This window comes from Nocardioides sp. (assembly GCF_050246775.1).
GTDB lineage: Bacteria > Actinomycetota > Actinomycetes > Propionibacteriales > Nocardioidaceae > Nocardioides.
Genome location: NZ_JBFWVK010000004.1, coordinates 222837 through 240072 on the forward strand (window position 1 = coordinate 222837; position 17236 = coordinate 240072).

The 17236-nt window shown below is 70.2% G+C and carries 12 protein-coding genes; 8 read left to right on the plus strand and 4 right to left on the minus strand.

Annotated features, from left to right (window positions below; translation table 11 throughout):
- Window positions 1-41 precede the first annotated feature (41 nt).
- Together AB7I40_RS17965 and AB7I40_RS17970 are read right to left on the minus strand one after the other, a co-directional pair.
- Entirely contained in the window at window positions 42-386 is a 345-nt protein-coding gene (locus AB7I40_RS17965) for a spore germination protein GerW family protein (RefSeq protein ID WP_428344507.1), read from the minus strand.
- A 62-nt stretch (window positions 387-448) separates the two neighbouring features.
- Window positions 449-1468: a class I fructose-bisphosphate aldolase gene (locus tag AB7I40_RS17970; protein WP_428344508.1), complete on the minus strand. Its 1020-nt coding sequence runs from the start codon at window positions 1466-1468 to the stop codon at window positions 449-451.
- A 143-nt stretch (window positions 1469-1611) separates the two neighbouring features.
- Between AB7I40_RS17970 and AB7I40_RS17975 the strand changes: the two genes are divergently transcribed.
- The 5 genes from AB7I40_RS17975 (at window position 1612) to AB7I40_RS17995 (ending at window position 10077) form a co-directional block, all read left to right on the plus strand.
- Window positions 1612-2283 (plus strand): peptidylprolyl isomerase, encoded by a 672-nt coding sequence (locus AB7I40_RS17975; protein ID WP_428344509.1) that lies wholly within the window; start codon window positions 1612-1614, stop codon window positions 2281-2283.
- 302 nt (window positions 2284-2585) lie between these two features.
- Complete coding sequence (gene pepN / locus AB7I40_RS17980; RefSeq protein ID WP_428344510.1) at window positions 2586-5057, plus strand: aminopeptidase N; 2472 nt, start codon at window positions 2586-2588, stop codon at window positions 5055-5057.
- On the plus strand, window positions 5054-5869 hold the full coding sequence (locus tag AB7I40_RS17985) for a formate dehydrogenase accessory sulfurtransferase FdhD (RefSeq protein WP_428344511.1): 816 nt from the start codon (window positions 5054-5056) through the stop codon (window positions 5867-5869). The genes pepN and AB7I40_RS17985 overlap by 4 nt, the downstream gene beginning before the upstream one ends.
- A 54-nt stretch (window positions 5870-5923) precedes the next feature.
- Window positions 5924-7084 carry an exonuclease SbcCD subunit D gene (locus tag AB7I40_RS17990; RefSeq protein ID WP_428344512.1) on the plus strand — a complete coding sequence of 387 codons (1161 nt, stop codon included), beginning with the start codon at window positions 5924-5926 and terminating at the stop codon, window positions 7082-7084.
- Window positions 7084-10077, plus strand: a complete 2994-nt coding sequence (locus AB7I40_RS17995) for an AAA family ATPase (RefSeq protein ID WP_428344513.1) — start codon at window positions 7084-7086, stop codon at window positions 10075-10077. Before AB7I40_RS17990 ends, AB7I40_RS17995 begins: the two co-directional genes overlap by 1 nt.
- An 18-nt stretch (window positions 10078-10095) precedes the next feature.
- Here AB7I40_RS17995 and AB7I40_RS18000 read toward each other — a convergent pair whose 3' ends face one another.
- Window positions 10096-10983: a LysR family transcriptional regulator gene (locus AB7I40_RS18000; RefSeq protein ID WP_428344514.1), complete on the minus strand. Its 888-nt coding sequence runs from the start codon at window positions 10981-10983 to the stop codon at window positions 10096-10098.
- Between the two features lie 83 nt (window positions 10984-11066).
- On the opposite strand from AB7I40_RS18000, the gene AB7I40_RS18005 reads away from it, so the two are divergent.
- The 3 genes from AB7I40_RS18005 to AB7I40_RS18015 are packed head-to-tail and all read left to right on the plus strand — an operon-like array spanning window position 11067 to window position 14898.
- The gene (locus AB7I40_RS18005; RefSeq protein WP_428344515.1) at window positions 11067-11978 is read left to right on the plus strand and encodes an EamA family transporter; all 912 of its coding nucleotides are present in this window, start codon (window positions 11067-11069) and stop codon (window positions 11976-11978) included.
- Window positions 11979-11987: 9 nt separating this feature from the next.
- On the plus strand, window positions 11988-13508 hold the full coding sequence (locus tag AB7I40_RS18010; RefSeq protein WP_428344516.1) for a TldD/PmbA family protein: 1521 nt from the start codon (window positions 11988-11990) through the stop codon (window positions 13506-13508).
- 1 nt (window position 13509) lies between these two features.
- A complete protein-coding gene (locus AB7I40_RS18015) occupies window positions 13510-14898 on the plus strand; it encodes a metallopeptidase TldD-related protein (protein ID WP_428344517.1) in 1389 nt (462 codons plus the stop codon).
- On the opposite strand, the gene AB7I40_RS18020 is transcribed toward AB7I40_RS18015, so the two are convergent.
- Complete coding sequence (locus tag AB7I40_RS18020) at window positions 14867-17233, minus strand: aminotransferase class III-fold pyridoxal phosphate-dependent enzyme (RefSeq protein WP_428344518.1); 2367 nt, start codon at window positions 17231-17233, stop codon at window positions 14867-14869. The two genes, AB7I40_RS18015 and AB7I40_RS18020, sit on opposite strands and share 32 nt — an antisense overlap.
- Window positions 17234-17236: the final 3 nt, after the last annotated feature.

The window sequence follows — 17236 nt, forward strand, 5'->3', positions numbered from 1 at the left end:
ACCGGGTCCTTGCCGCGCCCGCACCGGCGACGCACCTGTACCTAGTCGCTGGCCATTGACCGGGCCCGGGCGACCCTGGGCCGCATGAGCAGATAGGCCACGACCACGACTCCTGCCACGAGCACCGCGCGGTTCACATCGACGGCGGGACGCCACGAGACCTGGTTGTCCCGGATCAGGTAGGCACCAGCCGGTCGTCCGCTCATCCCGAAACCGCCCCCCTCGCCCTCCTGCCCACTGGCATCGGCTCCCTTGCCGCCGCCGAAGCCGCCGGCGACCGAGGCTGCTGGAATGAGCGTGAGGCCGTCACGCTCCACGGGTTCGCCGTAGACCCTGCGAGCCGTCAACGACTCCCGGGCCGTGCTCATGAGCTGATCGACGTCCATCACCTACTCCGTTCACTCGTCTTGCGGTTCATCCCTGCCCGGAGACCGAGCACGGCGCCTGGTCAGGAAACTGCCTCCATGGACGGGGCGTACTCCCCGGACCTCGCCAGGCTGTTGAGCCGGGCGCGGTGCAGCAGCGCCGCCTGAGCAGCGCCACGATTGGTCTCCTCGCCGGCCCAGGCGCGCAGGACCGGACCCTGCAGAGCCCTGCCGAACGAGAAACTGCACTGCCACGGCTGGGGTCCCTGCCGGTTGATCGCTGCGAGACGCGCCGTGGCCTGCTCGTCGCTCTGGCCTCCGGAGAGGAACACGAGACCGGGCACCGCCGCCGGAACGGCCTGGCGCAGCGTCCTGATCGTGAGCCGGCCCACCTCCTCGTCACTGACCTGGTGCGGGCAGTCGACACCCGGCAGCACCATGTTGGGCTTGAGCAGGCTTGCCTCCAGCACGACGTGCTGGTGGCCCAGTTGTTCGTACACGGCACGCAGCACGGTCACGGTCACCTCGGCGCACCGCTGCGCGGTGTGCGAGCCGTTCATCAGCACCTCGGGTTCGACGATGGGCGTGAGCCCGGCCTCCTGGGCCAGCGCCGCATAGCGCGCCAGGGCATGGGCGTGGGTCTCGATACAGGTGGCACTCGGGAGCGCACCGTCGATGCGGATGACGGCGCGCCACTTGGCGAACCGCGCCCCCAGCGACGCGTAGTCGGCCAGGCGTGCCCGAAGTCCGTCGAGTCCCTCGGTCGCCACCTCGCCGGGGAACCCGGCCAGGGGCTTGATGCCCCCATCGACCTTGATGCCGGGAATGATGCCCTGCCGACGCAGCAGCTCGGGAATGGGTGTGCCGTCAGGGGTGCGCTGGCGAATGGTCTCGTCGAACAGGATCACCCCGCTGATGAACTCCGACAGTCCCGGCGTCCCTAGGAGCATCCCTCGGTAGGTCTGGCGCACCGACTCCGACGACTCGAGACCGATCGCGGCCAGGCGCTTCGCCATGGTGGGGTGGCTCTCGTCAGCGGCAAGGATGCCCTTGCCCGGTGCGACCAGGGCCTCTGCCGTCCTTGACATGGTCTCGATGTCCATGGCTCGCCTCGTCCCTCTCGTCGGTGTCCGCCCGCCATGCCGACCAGTCCAGCATCGGCCCCGACGCGGCACCACGGTCGTTGGTCCCGCCCTTGTGGGACCTCCACCCGGGCGCCCACCGGCGCTGGCCTACCATCTGCACCATGCTCAAGCGCCCCATCGCAATCACGGCCCTGCTTCTCGTCCTGACCGGTCTCAGCGCGTGCGGTGGGGGCGAGGACTCCCCTGAGTCGGCCAGCGACCCGTCGACCGCCGCGGGATCCACGACCACCTGCGACTACCCCGACGACGCAGCGGCCGCCAAGGACGCCACGAAGCCGTCCTCGGAGGCCCCGGACGAAGGCGAGGTGGAGGTCACCATCGCCACCAGCATCGGCGACCTGAAGGCGACGCTCGACCAGGCATCCGCGCCCTGCACGGTGCACTCGTTCCTGTCACTGGCCGAACAGGGCTACTTCGACGGCACGACCTGCCATCGCCTCACGATGCCCGGCAGCGGAATCTCCGTGCTCCAGTGCGGCGACCCGTCGGGCACCGGCAGTGGTGGTCCCGGCTACTCGTTCGCCGACGAGCTGTCCGGCAAGGAGACCTACTCCTCGGGCACGCTGGCGATGGCCAACGCAGGCGCTGACACCAACGGGTCACAGTTCTTCATGGTGTACGGCGACTCGCCGCTGCCCCCGTCGTACACCGTCTTCGGCACGATCGATGCCGCCAGCACCAAGCTGATCGCCGACGCGGCCGCCCAAGGCACCACCGACGGCGGCATCGACGGCGCCCCCAAGGTGCCTGTCGACATCACCTCGGTCTCGTAGGCGCGGTCAGCCCTTGTGCTGGGAACGGCGGGCACGACGGGCGCGCCGCTCACTCTCGAGCGCGAGTTCCACGTTGCGGATCTGAGCAGAGTCCCGGCGCGAGTGGACTCGCCCGTTCTGAATCCCCTGGGCCAGCTGCAACTGCGTGTACATGACGGTTTCACACCTCTCGAGGTCGTTCTCGAACGACTGGTTTCGTAATGGTCTTTTCAGGTTGTCTGACTATTACATTCTAGATGACAATTAATGCGCACACGACCACATCCGACGTGATCTCGCACACCGGGGCCTAGGCTGGATTCGTGGCGTCCCTCGACCTGTCCTCGCACAGCCTTCAGCTCACTGAGGCAATTGACCGCTTCCACCAGCTCTCGATCACCTCCTACGACGTCCGGCTGGATCTGGCGAGCAGTGCCGAGCACTTCGGCTCGGTCACGACCATTCGCTTCGAAAGCCGTGGCGGTCCGACCTTCGTGGACCTGAAGCCGGTGTCGGTCGCGAGCATCACCCTGAACGGTGCCCCACTCGACGTCGACGCCCTCGAGCGCGGCCGGCTGCCGATCGCGACCCTCGCGGGCAGCAACGAGCTGGTGGTCGACGCCGTGATGCGCTTCCGCAATGACGGCGAGGGCCTGCACCGCAGCATCGATCCCGCCGACAAACGCCACTACGTCTACGGCATGTCGTTCATGGACGCGGCTCCGAGCATCTTCGCCTGCTTCGACCAGCCGGACCTCAAGGCGCCGTACACCTTCCACGTCCGGGCTCCTGCCGACTGGACCGTCATCGGCAACGCCCCCGGGACCCAGGTGGAGTCCGGGGTCTGGGAGTTCGAGGAGTCCCAGCCGCTGTCGACGTACTTCGTGACCCTGGTCGCGGGTCCCTATCACGTGCTCACCGACGAGCACGACGGAATCGGCCTCGGCCTGAGCGCGCGCCAGAGCCTCGCCGGCCCCCTGGAGCAGGACGCCGAGGAGCTGTTCACGCTGACCAGGCAGTGCTTCGACGAGTTCCACCGGCTGTTCGGCATCCGCTATCCCTTCGGCAACTACCACCAGGCGTTCGTGCCCGAGTTCAACGCCGGTGCCATGGAGAATCCGGGCTGCGTGACCTTCCGCGACCCGCTGATCTTCGCAAGCCGGGTCACCCGTGGCGTGCGGATCGCCCGGGCCACCACGGTCGCGCACGAGATGGCCCATCAGTGGTTCGGCAACATCACCACCCCGAAGTGGTGGGACGACCTCTGGCTCAACGAGTCCTTCGCGGAGTACATGGGCAACCGGGTCACCGCCGACGTCACCCAGTACGACGATGCCTGGGTGCACAACGCCTACTCCCGCCGCCAGTGGGGGCTCACCGCCGACCAGCGTCCGACCACGCACCCGGTGGCCGGCAACGGAGCCGTGGACGCCACGGCGGCACTGCAGGACTTCGACGGCATCTCCTACGCCAAGGGCTCGAGCATCCTCAAGCAGCTCAACACGACGTTGGGCGACGAGGTGTTCTTCGCCGGGGCGATCGACCACTTCACCCGGCACCGCTTCGGCAACGCGACGATGCACGACCTGTTCGAGAGCTGGGAGCGGGCCGGCGCCGGCGACCTCACCGGCTTCACCGACAACTGGTTGCGCACGGCAGGTCCCGACGAGCTGTGGCTCGACCGCATCGCGGGGACGATCCGGCGCACTGCGCCGACGGCCCACCCGGCCGACCGTCAGCACCGCACCCAGGTGGCCCTCGCCACGCCAGGCAGTCCGTGGCGCTTCGTGCCCCTCACGACCCTGGGCGACGAGACGCCGCTGGAGGTCGGGGCCGACGAGGCGGCGGTCATCGACCCCTTCGAACAGACGTGGGCAGTCATCGAGCCCGACCCCACCACGGTCGCCGCGTTGACCACGCTGCTGCCCGGGACCAAGGACGCCATGGTCCGAGCCGGCATCTGGAACGGTGTGCGCAGTGCCTTCCGCAATGCCTCCCTCTCCCCCGCGACCGCCCTCGACCTGGTCCAGGCCGGCATCCCGGACGAGGACAACGACGACTGCCTCTTCCATGTGCTGCCCTGGGCACGGAGCTGGCCGGCCGCCCTGTCCGACGACCCTGACGCCGCCCTCGCTCGGGTGCACACCGCGAGCCTGCAGCGCCTCGTGAGTGCCGAGCCTGGCTCCACCGTGCAGCTCGGTGCGTTCCAGTCCGCCATCAGCTCGTCCTCCGATCCAGAAGCCCTGGCGCAATGGCTCTCCGCAACCGGACTCCCCCGCGGACTGGGGCTCGACCTCGACCTGCGCTGGCGGATCCTTGTGCGCCTGGCCGGCCTCGGCGCGGTCGACCGGGCCTCGCTGCAGGATCATCTCGACGCCGAGCCCACGGCGCGCTCTCGCGTCGAGCACGCCAAGGCCCTTGCCTCGTTGCCCGACGAGGAGGCGAAGGCCTGGGCCTGGGAGCGTTTCCTGGGTCGCGAGACGGTGCCGAACTACGAGTTGGAGGCCACCGGGGTGGGCATGTGGCAGGCGAGGCAGGAACACCTCACCGACCCCTACGTCGAACGCTACTTCGCCGAGCTGCCCGGCACTGCCGAGGTCTTCTCCGGCTGGGTGCTCGCCGATCTGGCCGAGTGGTTCTTCCCGATGACCTCGCTGCGGGCTGAGACCCTGGAACGGGCCGAGGAGCTCATCGCCCGCGATGACCTGGATCTGTCGTTGCGCCGTCGCGTCACCGATCAGGCCGACACCCTGCGGCGACGGTTGGCGATCCGGCAAACCTTCGGTTCGTCATGAGGGGCCGTCGCCCCGGACCCACGGTCCGGACCCGGGTTCGCGAGGTCACCGCGGCCGGTGAGGTCCTGCGCGAGGACCGGCTCGCGACCGAGGAGCCGCTCGAGATCAGGCTGGCCTGGCCCGGTCGACGTGCCGAACGGCTGTGGGTGACCATGCGCACGCCCGGGAACGACTTCGAGCTCGCCGCCGGGTTCCTGCACCACGAGGGGCTGCACGGAATCGACACGGTCGCCTACTGCACCGACGTGGATCTGCGCGCCGAGCAGGAGTTCAACGTCGTGACCGTGACCCTTTCGGCGCCCCCGGCAGCGGTTCCTGCGCTGCGTTCAGCCGGACTCTCGGCCGGCTCGTCGGCCTGCGGGGTGTGCGGCGTCGACAGCATCGAGGCGGCGCTGCGCATCCAGCCGAGCAAACGTCCGGGGTTCGAGCTTGATACGGGAGTCGCACGCGTGCTACCCGATGCCTTGCGCGGCGGCCAGCAGGTCTTCGAACGCACTGGAGGACTCCATGCTGCGGGGCTCTTCTCGGCGGCCGGGGAGCCCTGGGTGATCCGGGAGGACATCGGACGGCACAACGCTGTCGACAAGGTCGTCGGCGTCCGGGTGCTCGGCGGGCAGAGTCCGGCAGCGCCGTACCTCTGCGTGAGCGGGCGGATCGGATTCGAGCTCGTCCAGAAAGCTGTGGCCAGCGGAGTCGGGGCGCTGGTCGCCGTGGGCGCTCCCAGCAGTCTGGCTGTCCATCTCGCCCGGGAGGCCGGGCTCGGCTTGGTCGGCTTCACCCGGCCGGAGCGGTGCGTGGTCTACGTCGGCTGACCGGTCGCGGCGTGGGGACGCCGTACTGTCGGCGCAGTCTCCTAGGTTCGTCATGTGCGCATCCTTCACACCTCCGACTGGCATCTGGGGAGGTCCCTGCATCGCGAGGACCTGCTCGGCCACCAGGCGGCCTACGTCGACCACCTCCTGGAGGTCGTGGCGAGGGAGAAGGTCGACCTGGTCGTGGTGTCCGGCGACATCTATGACCGGGCCCTGCCACCGGTCGACGCGGTGCGACTCGCCAACGAGACGTTCACCCGGCTGTCGCGGTCCCGGGCTCGTGTGGTGATCACCAGCGGCAACCACGACTCGGCCCAGCGGCTGGGCTTCGGCTCCGACCTGATCGACGCGGCCGGCGTGTTCATCCGCACCCGGGCCGACTCGGTCGGCACGCCCGTCCTGCTCGAGGACGACCACGGCACGGTGGCCGTCTATGGCCTTCCCTACCTCGACCCCGATGCCATGCGGTCGGCCTGGTCGCTGCCTGCGCGATCGCACGAGGCAGCCCTGACCGAGGCCATGCGTCGGGTGCGGACCGACCTGGCGACCCGGTCGGCGCGCTCCGTGGTGCTCGCCCATGCCTTCGTCGCGGGGGCCCAGCCCAGTGACTCCGAGCGGGACATCAGCGTCGGCGGCATCTCACTGGTCCCGACCAGCGTGTTCGGTGGTGTGGACTACACAGCACTCGGTCATCTGCACGGTCGCCAACGCCTGACCGACAGCGTGCGTTACAGCGGTTCGCCGCTGGCCTACTCGTTCTCCGAGACCACCCAGGTCAAGGGTTCCTGGCTCGTGGACCTCGGGCCCGACGGAGTCACGGCCGCAGAGTTCATCGAGGCCCCGGTGCCCCGTCGGCTGGCGCGGATCCGGGGCACGTTGGACAACCTGCTCAGCGACGCCCGGTGGACGGGCGAGGAGCAGAGCTGGGTGCAGGCGACGATCACCGACGATGTCCGCCCGACCCAGGCCATGGAGCGCCTGAGCCGGCGATTCCCCCACACCTTGGTGCTGGCCTTCGAGCCCGCTCACGGCGACCTGTCGGGCCCGCCCGGGGCCAGAGCGGTCACCGGCATGAGCGATCACGAGATCACGCTGGGTTTCGTGGCCGCGCTCCGCGGCTCCGCGGCCACCGCACAGGAGGCGGCGCTGCTGCGGTCGGCCACGGAAGCGTGCTGTGGGGACCGCGAACTCGATCTCAGCGAAGTGACACGCTGATGCGGCTGCACACGCTGTCGGCCACGGCTTTCGGCCCCTTCGCGGACACCGTCGAGGTCGACTTCGACACCCTCAGCGACGCTGGGCTGTTCCTGTTGTGCGGGGCGACCGGGGCCGGCAAGTCCAGCATCCTCGACGCGGTGTGCTTCGCTCTGTACGGCGAGGTGCCGGGCGATCGCAGCGCCGCGCGCCATCTGCGCTGCGACACGGCTGCGGAGGGGGTCGCGCCCGAGGTGTTCCTCGACGTCACACTGGGTGATCGCCGGTTCCACCTCACCCGGTCCCCGGCCTGGCAGCGCCCGAAGAAGCGAGGCACGGGCACCACCACCCAGCAGGCCTCCGTCGTGGTCCTCGAGCTGGTCGACGGCACGCCCCGTCACCTCACCAGTCGCCTCGACGAGGCCGGCCACCTCATCAGTGGTCTGCTCGGGATGAACCTGGCCCAGTTCACCCAGGTCGCTCTGCTCCCCCAGGGCCGCTTCCAGGACTTCCTGCGCGCGAAGTCGGAGGATCGCCACACCCTGCTCCAGAAGCTCTTTCGGACCCGACGGTTCGAGGACGTGGAGCACTGGCTCCGCGACCGGCGCATAGCGCTGCGTCGCCAGTCCGAGGCCCACACCGAGCGCATCGTCGGCCTGCTCCACCGCCTCGACGAGGTGAGCAACGCGTTCGCCTTCGAGATCGACGACGTCGCGCTGGCTGCTGCAGCCGAGGGTCCCTGGCTGACCGAGGGCGTGCAGGCGGCCGCCGACGCCGCGACCCATGCCGTGACCGAGGCCCGGCAGCGCCTCGAGCTGACCACTGAACTTGCCGTGGCCGCCGATGCTGAGCTGGAGGCCGCCCGGCTGCTGGCGAGCGACCAGAAGCGTCACACCGAGGCGATCCAGGCACTCCTGCGCCTCGACCAGGAGCAGCCGCGCGTCGAGGCACAGCGCGAGCGGTTGGCTGGCGCGCGCCGGGCCGCGCCGATCCACGCACTGCACCAGCAGGTGCAGCGGGTTCGCGGACGCCTCGCCGCAGCCGAAGCGGACCGCGCTGCGACCCGGACGCGAGCCTTCGAGCTGCTCGATCATGAGCTCGACGACGTCGAGCTCACCGATCGACTCGACCAGGTGCGGGCCGACCTGGCGCTGGCCCGCTCGATGACGGCCGTCGAGACCGAGGTCCGCGAGTTGCACGACCGCCGAGCTGTCGTGCACGCCGACCGCGAGCGATGCCTGCAGGAGATCGATCAGCTCCGGTCACAGCTGCAGACCCTCCCGGCCCTTGTCGCGGCCAGCGTGGAGCAGATCAGCGCAGCCCGTGCCGCTGGGCATGACCTCCCCGGGGCGGTCGCACTCGTCGACGAGCTCGAACGCCGACGCGACGCCCGCACGCGCGTCATCGACCTGACCGCCGCGCTGGGCCACGCGCGCGACGTGCTGCGTCAGTCGGTCGACAGCCATCAGCACCTTCGCGAGGCGTGGCTGCAGCTTCAGGAGCTGCGCATCAGCGGCATGGCGGCCGAACTGGCGTCGGGGCTGGCCGTCGGCGGCACCTGCCCGGTGTGCGGTTCGTGTGACCACCCGCACCCTGCGGTCCCCAGCACTGATGCACCCACGGCCAGCGCCGAGAAGGCGGCGCGCAAGCGCGCCGACGACGCTGACGTCGTCCGCCAAGCCCACGCGGATCACGTCCGTAGCCTCGAGAAGTCCCTGGCCCGCGCCGAGGAGCAAGCCGGCACCACCCCCATCGACCAGCTCGAGAAGGATCTGGCCTCAGCTCAGTCGCGCGCCGCCCAGCTGCAGGCACAGGCCCAAGGTCGGACCGACGCCGAGGAGGTCCACCGACGCGCCGAGGACGAACTCCTGCGGGTCGAGGCGGCTCTCGGCTCGGCGCGCGTGGCCCACGGTGCCGCGGACGCCGCTCTGTCCTCGCTCGAGGAACGCATCGACCGACTCACCACGTCCCTGGCCGAGGTGCTCGACGGGCACCCCGACCTGACCACCTTCCTGGAGTCGAGGGCCCGGCAGGAGACGGCACTCAAGGCTGCGATCACCGCCACCGACACTCACCGCGCCGCCGTTGCCCAGCTCGCCGACGTCCTCGACGACCTGGGTCGGGAGGTCGACGGCTGCGGTTTCGCAGACCCCGAGAGCGCCGTCGCCGCGCTCCTCGACGAGAGCAGCATCCAGGAGTTGGAGTCCGCGATCGCCCGGCACGAAGCAGCTCGGGTCTCGGCCCGGGCCGCGCTCGAGGAGCCCGAGATCGTTGCCGCGTCGAAGCAGCCCGTGGCCGACCTGGCAGCCGTCGGCCAGCACCACGCACTGGCCCAGGACTCCCGTGCTGACGCCGAGGCCCACCACCGTCGTGCCATCGAGGTCGCCGGGCGGGTCGAGGCGCTCCGCACCCAGGTGGTCGACGCCCTCGCCGCCTGGCAGCCGATCCGCCAGGATCACGCGCTCGTGTCCGCCGTGGCCAGCTTCGCCGAGGGCAAGTCGCCCGACAATCGCGCACAGATGCGCCTGTCCGCCTACGTCCTGTCCTGGCGCCTGGGGCAGGTGGTGGCCGCCGCCAACCTGCGTCTCGCCCGGATGACCGACCAGCGCTATGCGCTCGAGCACACCGCGACCCGGGGCGCCGGCGAGACTCGGGGCGGTCTGTCGCTGGTGATCCGCGATGACTGGTCGGGAGAGTCTCGCGACCCGGTCACCCTCTCCGGTGGCGAGACCTTCGTGGTCTCCCTGGCTCTCGCGCTCGGGCTCACCGACGTCGTGACCCAGGAGGCCGGGGGTGCCGACATCGGCACGCTGTTCGTCGATGAGGGCTTCGGGTCGCTGGACGCCGACACTCTCGACGATGTGATGGACACGCTCGACGCGCTCCGCGAAGGAGGCCGCGTCGTGGGGATCGTCAGTCACGTCCCCGAGCTGCGCACCCGCATCACCGCACAGCTGAGGGTCGACAAGTCGCGCGATGGGTCCACAGTTCACCTGGTCCACGCCGACGTCTGACCTACCACCCGGGATGCCTCACCCCGCTGCCTGCGTGAGCAGCCTCACCACAAGCGCCAGCGCCGGCCAGTCGGCGCGCCCCAGGCGCGTCGCGGCGTAGGCCCTCAACAGGACGTCCGGCTCCTCCAGCGGCACCAGCGCCACTCCGGCCACCGTCGCCTGCGCCGCCGGCAGGAGCCCCACCCCCAGACCAGCCAGGATCATCTGCTGAACCAGGTCGAGGCTGTCGGCGCGGTGCCGGATCCGGGGGTGGAACCCGGCCATCGACGCGATGCTGCAGATCACGTCTTCGTCCGCGTTGTTGCGGGAGTTCACGATCCAGTCCCGGTCGCGGAATCGCCCCAGGACGTCCGCCGCAGGCCCCAAGAGCCGGTCCTCGCCGGCCATCACGCCCAAGGACCAGGCCGCGTCGGCCAGTGGGACCACCGCCACAGTGGACGGGAACGACCGCGGCGCCAGGTTGTAGTCGTACACGAGGGCGAGATCGACATCGTCGTCCGCCAGGAGCTCGAGGGCCTCATCGGGCTCGTGCTCGAGGATCTGCAACTGCACGTCGGGATGCGTGTGTGCCAGCCGGTGCACCACGGGCAGCACGGCGATGCGCACGGCTGTCTCGTAGGCCGCCACCCGCACCGTGCCAGCCGGCTCGGCGGTGGGATCCAGGTCAGCGCGAGCAGCCTCGATGGCGGCCAGGATCCGAACGGCGTGGTCCGCCAGCCGTCGCCCGGCCGGCGTGAGTCGCACCCGCCGACCATCGGGTTCCACCAGCGTCGCACCGGTCTCCTGGGCCAGCACGCCGAGCTGCTGCGAGACCGTCGAAGTGCTGATGCCCAACGACTGCCCCACCTCGCCCATCGACCCCAGACGGGACAACTCCACGAGGAGTTCGAGCCGACGAGGATGCATCTCCCCATCGTTCAGGATTCCTGATCTATTTGTCCATCAATTTCACGTGGACACGAACAGTTCCCACCCGGTGTACTGCTGGGGTGAACACCGCTCCCCCACTCACCGTGACACGTCGCGCCGCCCGGACCGGTACGGCGATGGCCGTCGTCTCGATGACGACCGTCCAGCTCGGTCTGGCGGCATCGGTGGGGCTGTTCGACAGTCTCGGCCCGACGGGCGTGGCCTGGCTGCGACTGGCCTGGGCCGGTCTCCTCATCCTGGTGATCGTTCGGCCCCGACCCAGCACGTTCACCCGGCGGAGCCTCCTGGCCAGCGTGGCCCTCGGCGTGGTCACCGGCGCCCTCACCCTGCTGTTCATGGCGGCGGTGGCACGGCTGCCGCTCGGCACGGCCAGCGCGCTCGAGTTCCTGGGACCCCTGGGAGTCGCTGTCGCCCGCAGCCGCGGAGGCAAGATGCTCTGGCCCCTGCTCGCTGCCGTCGGCGTCCTGCTGCTGACCGAGCCGTGGCACGGCGAGGTCGATCCGGTCGGCGTGGCCTGCGCCCTCGGCGCGGCAGCCTGCTGGGCGGCGTACATCCTGCTCACCCAGCGGGTCGGCGACGAGGTCTCCGGCCTCCAGGGCCTGGCGGTCTCCCTGCCCGTGGCAGCGGTCGTGGCCACGTTCGTCGCGGCGCCGTCAGCGCTGGGGGAGCTGACCTGGCACCTGGTGCTGGTCGGAGCCGGTCTGGCCGTGTTGCTGCCGCTCATCCCGTTCGCCCTGGAACTGCTGGCGCTGCGGCGGTTGACCACCGCAGCCTTCGGGACGCTGATGAGTCTCGAGCCGGCCATCGCCCTGGTGGTCGGGCTCGTGCTGCTCCACCAGGTCCCTGGTCTCTGGCCGGTGCTGGGCATCGGGTTCGTGGTCGCAGCCGGGATCGGGGCGGAGCGCACCGGCGCGCGCAGCGACACGACGCACGCTCCGTCGCACCCTGAGGTCGCGGTCCCCACCCGCTAGATTCGGGGCATGACGCTGTCCAAGGTCGATCCCGGCTTCACCGCCCTCCCCTACGCCGCGCTCGCCGAAGTGGCCCTCAACCGTGCCGCGGAGCTGGGCGCGACGCACGCGGACTTCCGGTTCGAGCGGATCCGCTACCAGCACCTCGGCGTCCGCGACGGGGTCCTGCAGGGAGCCAGCGACAGCGAGGACCTGGGCTTCGCGGTGCGCGTGATCCACGGCGGAGCCTGGGGTTTCGCCTCGGGGGTGGTGCTCGATCCGGACGAGGCCGTGCGGGTCGCTGATACCGCCGTGCAGGTCGCCAGGGTTGCTGCCGCCATGACCACCCGGCCGGTGGAGCTCGCCCCCGAGCCCGTCTATGCCGACGCCACCTGGGTCTCGGCGTACGACGTCAACCCTCTCGACGTGCCGACCGCCGACAAGGCCGACCTGCTCATCGGGTGGACCAACCGGCTGCGCGAGCACCCCGTGGTCACCCATGCGACCGCCGGGCTGCAACAGGTGATGGAGAACAAGTTCTACGCCGACCTGGCCGGGACCCGCACGACGCAGCAGCGCATCCGGCTGATGCCCGAGTTCGAGGCCATGGGTTCCGACGACAAGAGCGGGACCTTCGACTCCATGGCCAGCATCGCGCCACCGGCCGGCCGCGGTTGGGAGTACCTCACCGGTGCGCACTGGGACTGGGACCAGGAGTTGGCCACCGTCCCGGACCTCCTGGCCGAGAAGCTCGTCGCTCCCGGGGTGCAGGCGGGGACCTACGACCTGGTCATCCACCCGTCCAACCTGTGGTTGACCATCCACGAGTCCATCGGCCACGCCACGGAACTGGATCGTGCCATGGGGTACGAGGCGAACTATGCCGGCACCTCGTTCGCCACCTACGACAAACTCGGCACCCTGCAGTACGGCTCCCCCGTCATGCACGTCACCGGGGACCGCACCGTCGACCACGGCCTGGCCACGATCGGCTACGACGACGAAGGCGTGCAGACCCAGGCCTGGGACATCGTGCGGGACGGGGTCCTGGTGGGCTACCAGCTGGACCGTCCCATGGGCCACATGAAGCCGGAGCTCAACGGCGGTCGGTCGAACGGGTGTGCCTACGCCGACTCCCCCGGCCACATCCCGATCCAGCGCATGGCGAACGTGTCCCTGCAACCGGCTCCCGGTGGGCCCTCGACCGCGGAGCTGATCGGCCGGGTCGAACGCGGCATCTACGTGGTCGGTGACAAGTCGTGGTCGATCGACATGCAGCGATTCAACTTCCAGTTCACCGGACAGCGGTTCTTCGCCATCGAGAACGGCGAACTGCGCGGTCAGCTGCGCGACGTGGCCTACCAGGCGACGACCACGGACTTCTGGAACTCCATGGAGGCCGTGGGCGGGCCGGAGACCTGGGTGCTGGGAGGTGCCTTCAACTGCGGCAAGGCGCAGCCGGGCCAGGTGGCCTCGGTCAGCCATGGCTGCCCCACCTCGCTCTTCCGAGACGTCCGCATCCTCAACACCAGCGATGAGGCAGGCCACTGACATGACCACTCCCCAGGAGCTCGTCGAGCACGCCCTGTCCACCTCGACGGCCGACGACTGCATCGCCATCGCGCGCTTCTCCACCAGTGCCAACCTGCGCTGGGCCAACAACACGTTGACCACCAACGGCGCTATGCACGCGCTGAGCATGACGGTGATCTCCTTCGACCGGCGCGCCGACGGGGTCGCGGTGGGCTCGGTCACCGGCAGCGCCGCCTCCTCGATGCAGGTCGCCGCCCTGGCCGAGCAGGCCGACGCCGCCGCCCGCGCCAGCTCGGTGGCCGAGGACGCCCAGGAGCTGGCCTCTGCGACCGAGGCGGCCAGCGACTGGAGCCAGGCCCCCGACGAGACGTCGATCACCGTGTACGACGCCTTCGCGCCAGCTCTCGGGGAGGCTTTCAGCACGGCCGAGTCGGAGGGTCGCATCCTCTACGGGTTCGTCAACCACGAGGTGAACACCACCTATCTCGGCTCCAGCACCGGACTCCGCCTGCGTCATGCGCAGCCCACCGGGCACTACGGCTGCACGGGCAAGACCGCCGACCTCGGACTCAGCGCCTGGGTCGGGGGCGCCACCCGCGACTTCACCGATGTCGATGCGACCGCCATGGAGGCCGAGGTGGCCCAGCGCCTGCGCTGGGGGGCCCGCCGCATCGATCTGCCGGCTGGCCGCTACGACACCATTCTCCCGCCGACCGCGGTGGCGGATCTGATGATCTACGCCTACTGGGAGGCAGGTGCCCGGGTGGCTTTCGAAGGTCAGTCGGTCTACAGCCAGCGTGGCGGCGGCACCCGCATCGGACAGGAGGTGGCCAGACCAGGCGTGACGCTGAGCTCGGACCCGGCCTACCCGGGGCTGGAGTGCGCTCCCTTCGTCGTGGCCGGGTCGTCGGACAACATCTCCAGCGTCTTCGACAACGGGCTGCCGCTGGGCACCACCGAGTGGATCCGCGACGGTCGACTGGCGGCCCTCCTGCAGACGCGGCACTCGGCTGCGATGACCCGTCAGCCGGTGACCCCGGCGATCGACAACCTGGTGCTGAGCGTCGACGGGGCGAGCGGCGACACCATGGACGTGGTCGCAGGCACCCAGCGGGGTCTGCTGTTGACGTGCCTGTGGTACATCCGCGAAGTCGATCCGCAGACTCTGCTGCTGACCGGCCTGACCCGCGACGGGGTCTACCTGGTCGAGGGGGGCGAGATCACCGGAGCCGTCAACAACTTCCGCTTCAACGAGAGCCCGGTCGACCTCCTCAACCGGTTCTCGCACGCGTCGGCGACCGTCCCGAGCTTCAGCAGGGAGTGGGGCGACGACTACTTCAGCCGGACGGCGACACCAGCGCTGCGGGTGCCCGACTTCAACATGTCGAGCGTGTCCCAGGCTCTGTGACGCCGGGTCGATCACCGACCTCCGCCACGGCACGCAGGAACGCGCCGACGAAGACGGGCACCTCGCGCTCGGTGAACGCCAGCGGCGGGCGCACCTTCAGGACGTTGCCCTCTGGCCCGGTCGTCCCGACGAGGACGCCGTGCCGCTTCATGGACTCCTTGATCCGGGAGGCGGTCCTCGCATCGGGCTGCTTCGAGGCTCGGTCGGTCACGATCTCGATGCCGTTGGCCAGCCCGACCCCACGCACGTCGCCGACACACTCCAGGTCAGCCGTCACCGAGACCAGGCCGGCTCGCAGGGCCTCGCCGGCAGCCACGACCCGAGGCAGCACGCACTCGTCGGCCAACACGTCGAGGACTGCCAGCCCGGCAGCCGCCGAGACCGGGTTGCCACCGAACGTCGAGAAGATCACGCTGTCGTCGGCGAAGCCCTCGAGGTACTCCCGCCTCGTGATCACCGCCGCCACGGGGTGCCCGTTGCCCATCGGCTTGCCGAGCGTGACGAAGTCGGGCTCGATGCCGAACCGCTGGAAGGACCACATCGACTCGCCGGTCCGGCCGTGGCCACCCTGCACCTCGTCGGCGATCCACAGGGCGCCGGCCTCCCGGGTACGCCGAGCCAGGTCCGCCACGTGCTCGGCGGTCAGGGTCAGGACGCCGTCACTCTGCATCACCCCGTCGAGGATCACCGCGGCCGGTGGCAGCGACTTGGCCTCGAGCCTGGCGAGCGCGGCGCTGAACTCCCCTGCGTCGAGGTGCAGTCCGCGGTAGGCGTCTGCGGGACGCCAACGCTCGACGTGCTCGCTGACCTGCCCGGCGTACAGGGTCTCCGGCGACAGCGCAGCGATCGCTTCGGAGATGCCGTGGTAGGCGAAGTGGGTGCACAGGGCGCCGCGACGCCCGGTGACATGGGTGGCCAGCCGCCAGGCCAGGTCGTTGGCCTCCGAGCCGGAGTTCACGAACAGCACTGTGTCGAGCCCCGGCGGACAGCTCGCGATCAACCGCTCAGCAAGCTCGATGGCGTCACCGTGCAGGTAGCGCAGGTGGGTGTTGACCGTGCGGGCCTGACGGGCGATCGCCTCGGTGACCCGCGGATGTGCATGTCCGACACAGGGCACGTTGTTGTAGGCGTCGAGGTAGCGGGTCCCGTCGGCGTCGTACATCCACACGCCGCTGGCTCGCTCCACGTAGAGGGGCTCGTCGTAGGTCAGCGGCTCCATCGCCGGCCCCAGCGCTTCTGCCCGTCGCCGGATCAGGTCGTCTCGAGGTGGCGGTCGGCGCAGCCCGCTCACGCGTGCGGCCGACTCCTCGAACCCGGTGTCGATGATGCCTTGGAGGATCGGGTGGAGGCGAGCCAGGTCCCGCTCGGCGAACTCAGGGTCCTCCAGCCCTTCGGCACTGCGCCAGGAGGCGATGGCGATGCCCGCGGCCGCCCGGGCAGCCCAGGCGTCGCTGATCAGGACCAGTTCGTCGCTTTCCAGCGGGGTCACCTGCTGGTAGCCGTCGAGGACCAGGCGGGCCACCCGGAAGGCCTCCTCGACGCCTCGGTCCAGCACGAGCGAGTCGATGACCGAGGCCAGGTCGGTGATCAGTGCGGTGTGGCTCATGTCCCCGAAGTCGATGATCCCGGTGATCAGGCCGGCGTCGTCGACCAGGGCGTTGTCGATGTTGAGGTCACCGTGGACGACCTGGGCGCGCAGGGACTCCCAGCGCGGCGCGATCGTGGCGTCGTACCGGTCCAGCGCCTGCTCCACGGCGACCCGCCACTCCGGGCGGCGGATGGCGGGAACCATGCCGCGCACCATCGGCACCGACTTGAGGTCCCACGGCAGCGCTCGGTGCGCGCTGGGGTGGCTGAAACCCCGCATGGCGCGGGCCAGACGAGCGGTGGTGGCACCCCAGGCGATCACGGCGCGATCGTCGAGGGAGGACGGCGCGGACCGCATCCGACCCGGCATCACGGGGTAGAGGCGGGCCCAGTGCGTCGCGCGGGCTCCGGCGACCTCAGCGCGGTAGGACGCCGGATCGTCCAGGTCGCCGGCGTCCCGGTGCGCCAGCGGCCGGGCCACGGCCAGCTCCGGGTCCACCCGGGCGATGTGGCGCACCACAAGCGCTTCCATGTCCAAGGTCGCCGTGCTCTCGGCCGCGTTGGACACCTTGAGGACGCCGACCGGTCCGGCGTCCGCGCGTGAGAGCAGGAAGGTCTGGTCGCGCTCGCTGCCCAGGCTGAGGCCTGAGTCGGCCTCCAGGGCGAAGTGAGACCCGGCGAGCGCGGCGGCCTCGGCACCGGTGAACGTCGGCGGATCAGCCAGCAGCACCGGGTCGATCTCGTCCATGTC

Excerpts from the sequence above, each read along its gene's own strand:
- AB7I40_RS17985 (WP_428344511.1), top strand. The coding sequence starts at position 5,054 with ATGAGGGGCCGTCGCCCCGGACCCACGGTCCGGACCCGGGTTCGCGAG.
- AB7I40_RS18010 (WP_428344516.1), top strand. The coding sequence starts at position 11,988 with ATGACGCTGTCCAAGGTCGATCCCGGCTTCACCGCCCTCCCCTACGCC.
- AB7I40_RS17995 (WP_428344513.1), top strand. The coding sequence starts at position 7,084 with ATGCGGCTGCACACGCTGTCGGCCACGGCTTTCGGCCCCTTCGCGGAC.
- AB7I40_RS18000 (WP_428344514.1), bottom strand. The coding sequence starts at position 10,983 with ATGCATCCTCGTCGGCTCGAACTCCTCGTGGAGTTGTCCCGTCTGGGG.
- AB7I40_RS17975 (WP_428344509.1), top strand. The coding sequence starts at position 1,612 with ATGCTCAAGCGCCCCATCGCAATCACGGCCCTGCTTCTCGTCCTGACC.
- AB7I40_RS18015 (WP_428344517.1), top strand. The coding sequence starts at position 13,510 with ATGACCACTCCCCAGGAGCTCGTCGAGCACGCCCTGTCCACCTCGACG.
- AB7I40_RS17970 (WP_428344508.1), bottom strand. The coding sequence starts at position 1,468 with ATGGACATCGAGACCATGTCAAGGACGGCAGAGGCCCTGGTCGCACCG.
- AB7I40_RS17965 (WP_428344507.1), bottom strand. The coding sequence starts at position 386 with ATGGACGTCGATCAGCTCATGAGCACGGCCCGGGAGTCGTTGACGGCT.
- AB7I40_RS18020 (WP_428344518.1), bottom strand. The coding sequence starts at position 17,233 with ATGGACGAGATCGACCCGGTGCTGCTGGCTGATCCGCCGACGTTCACC.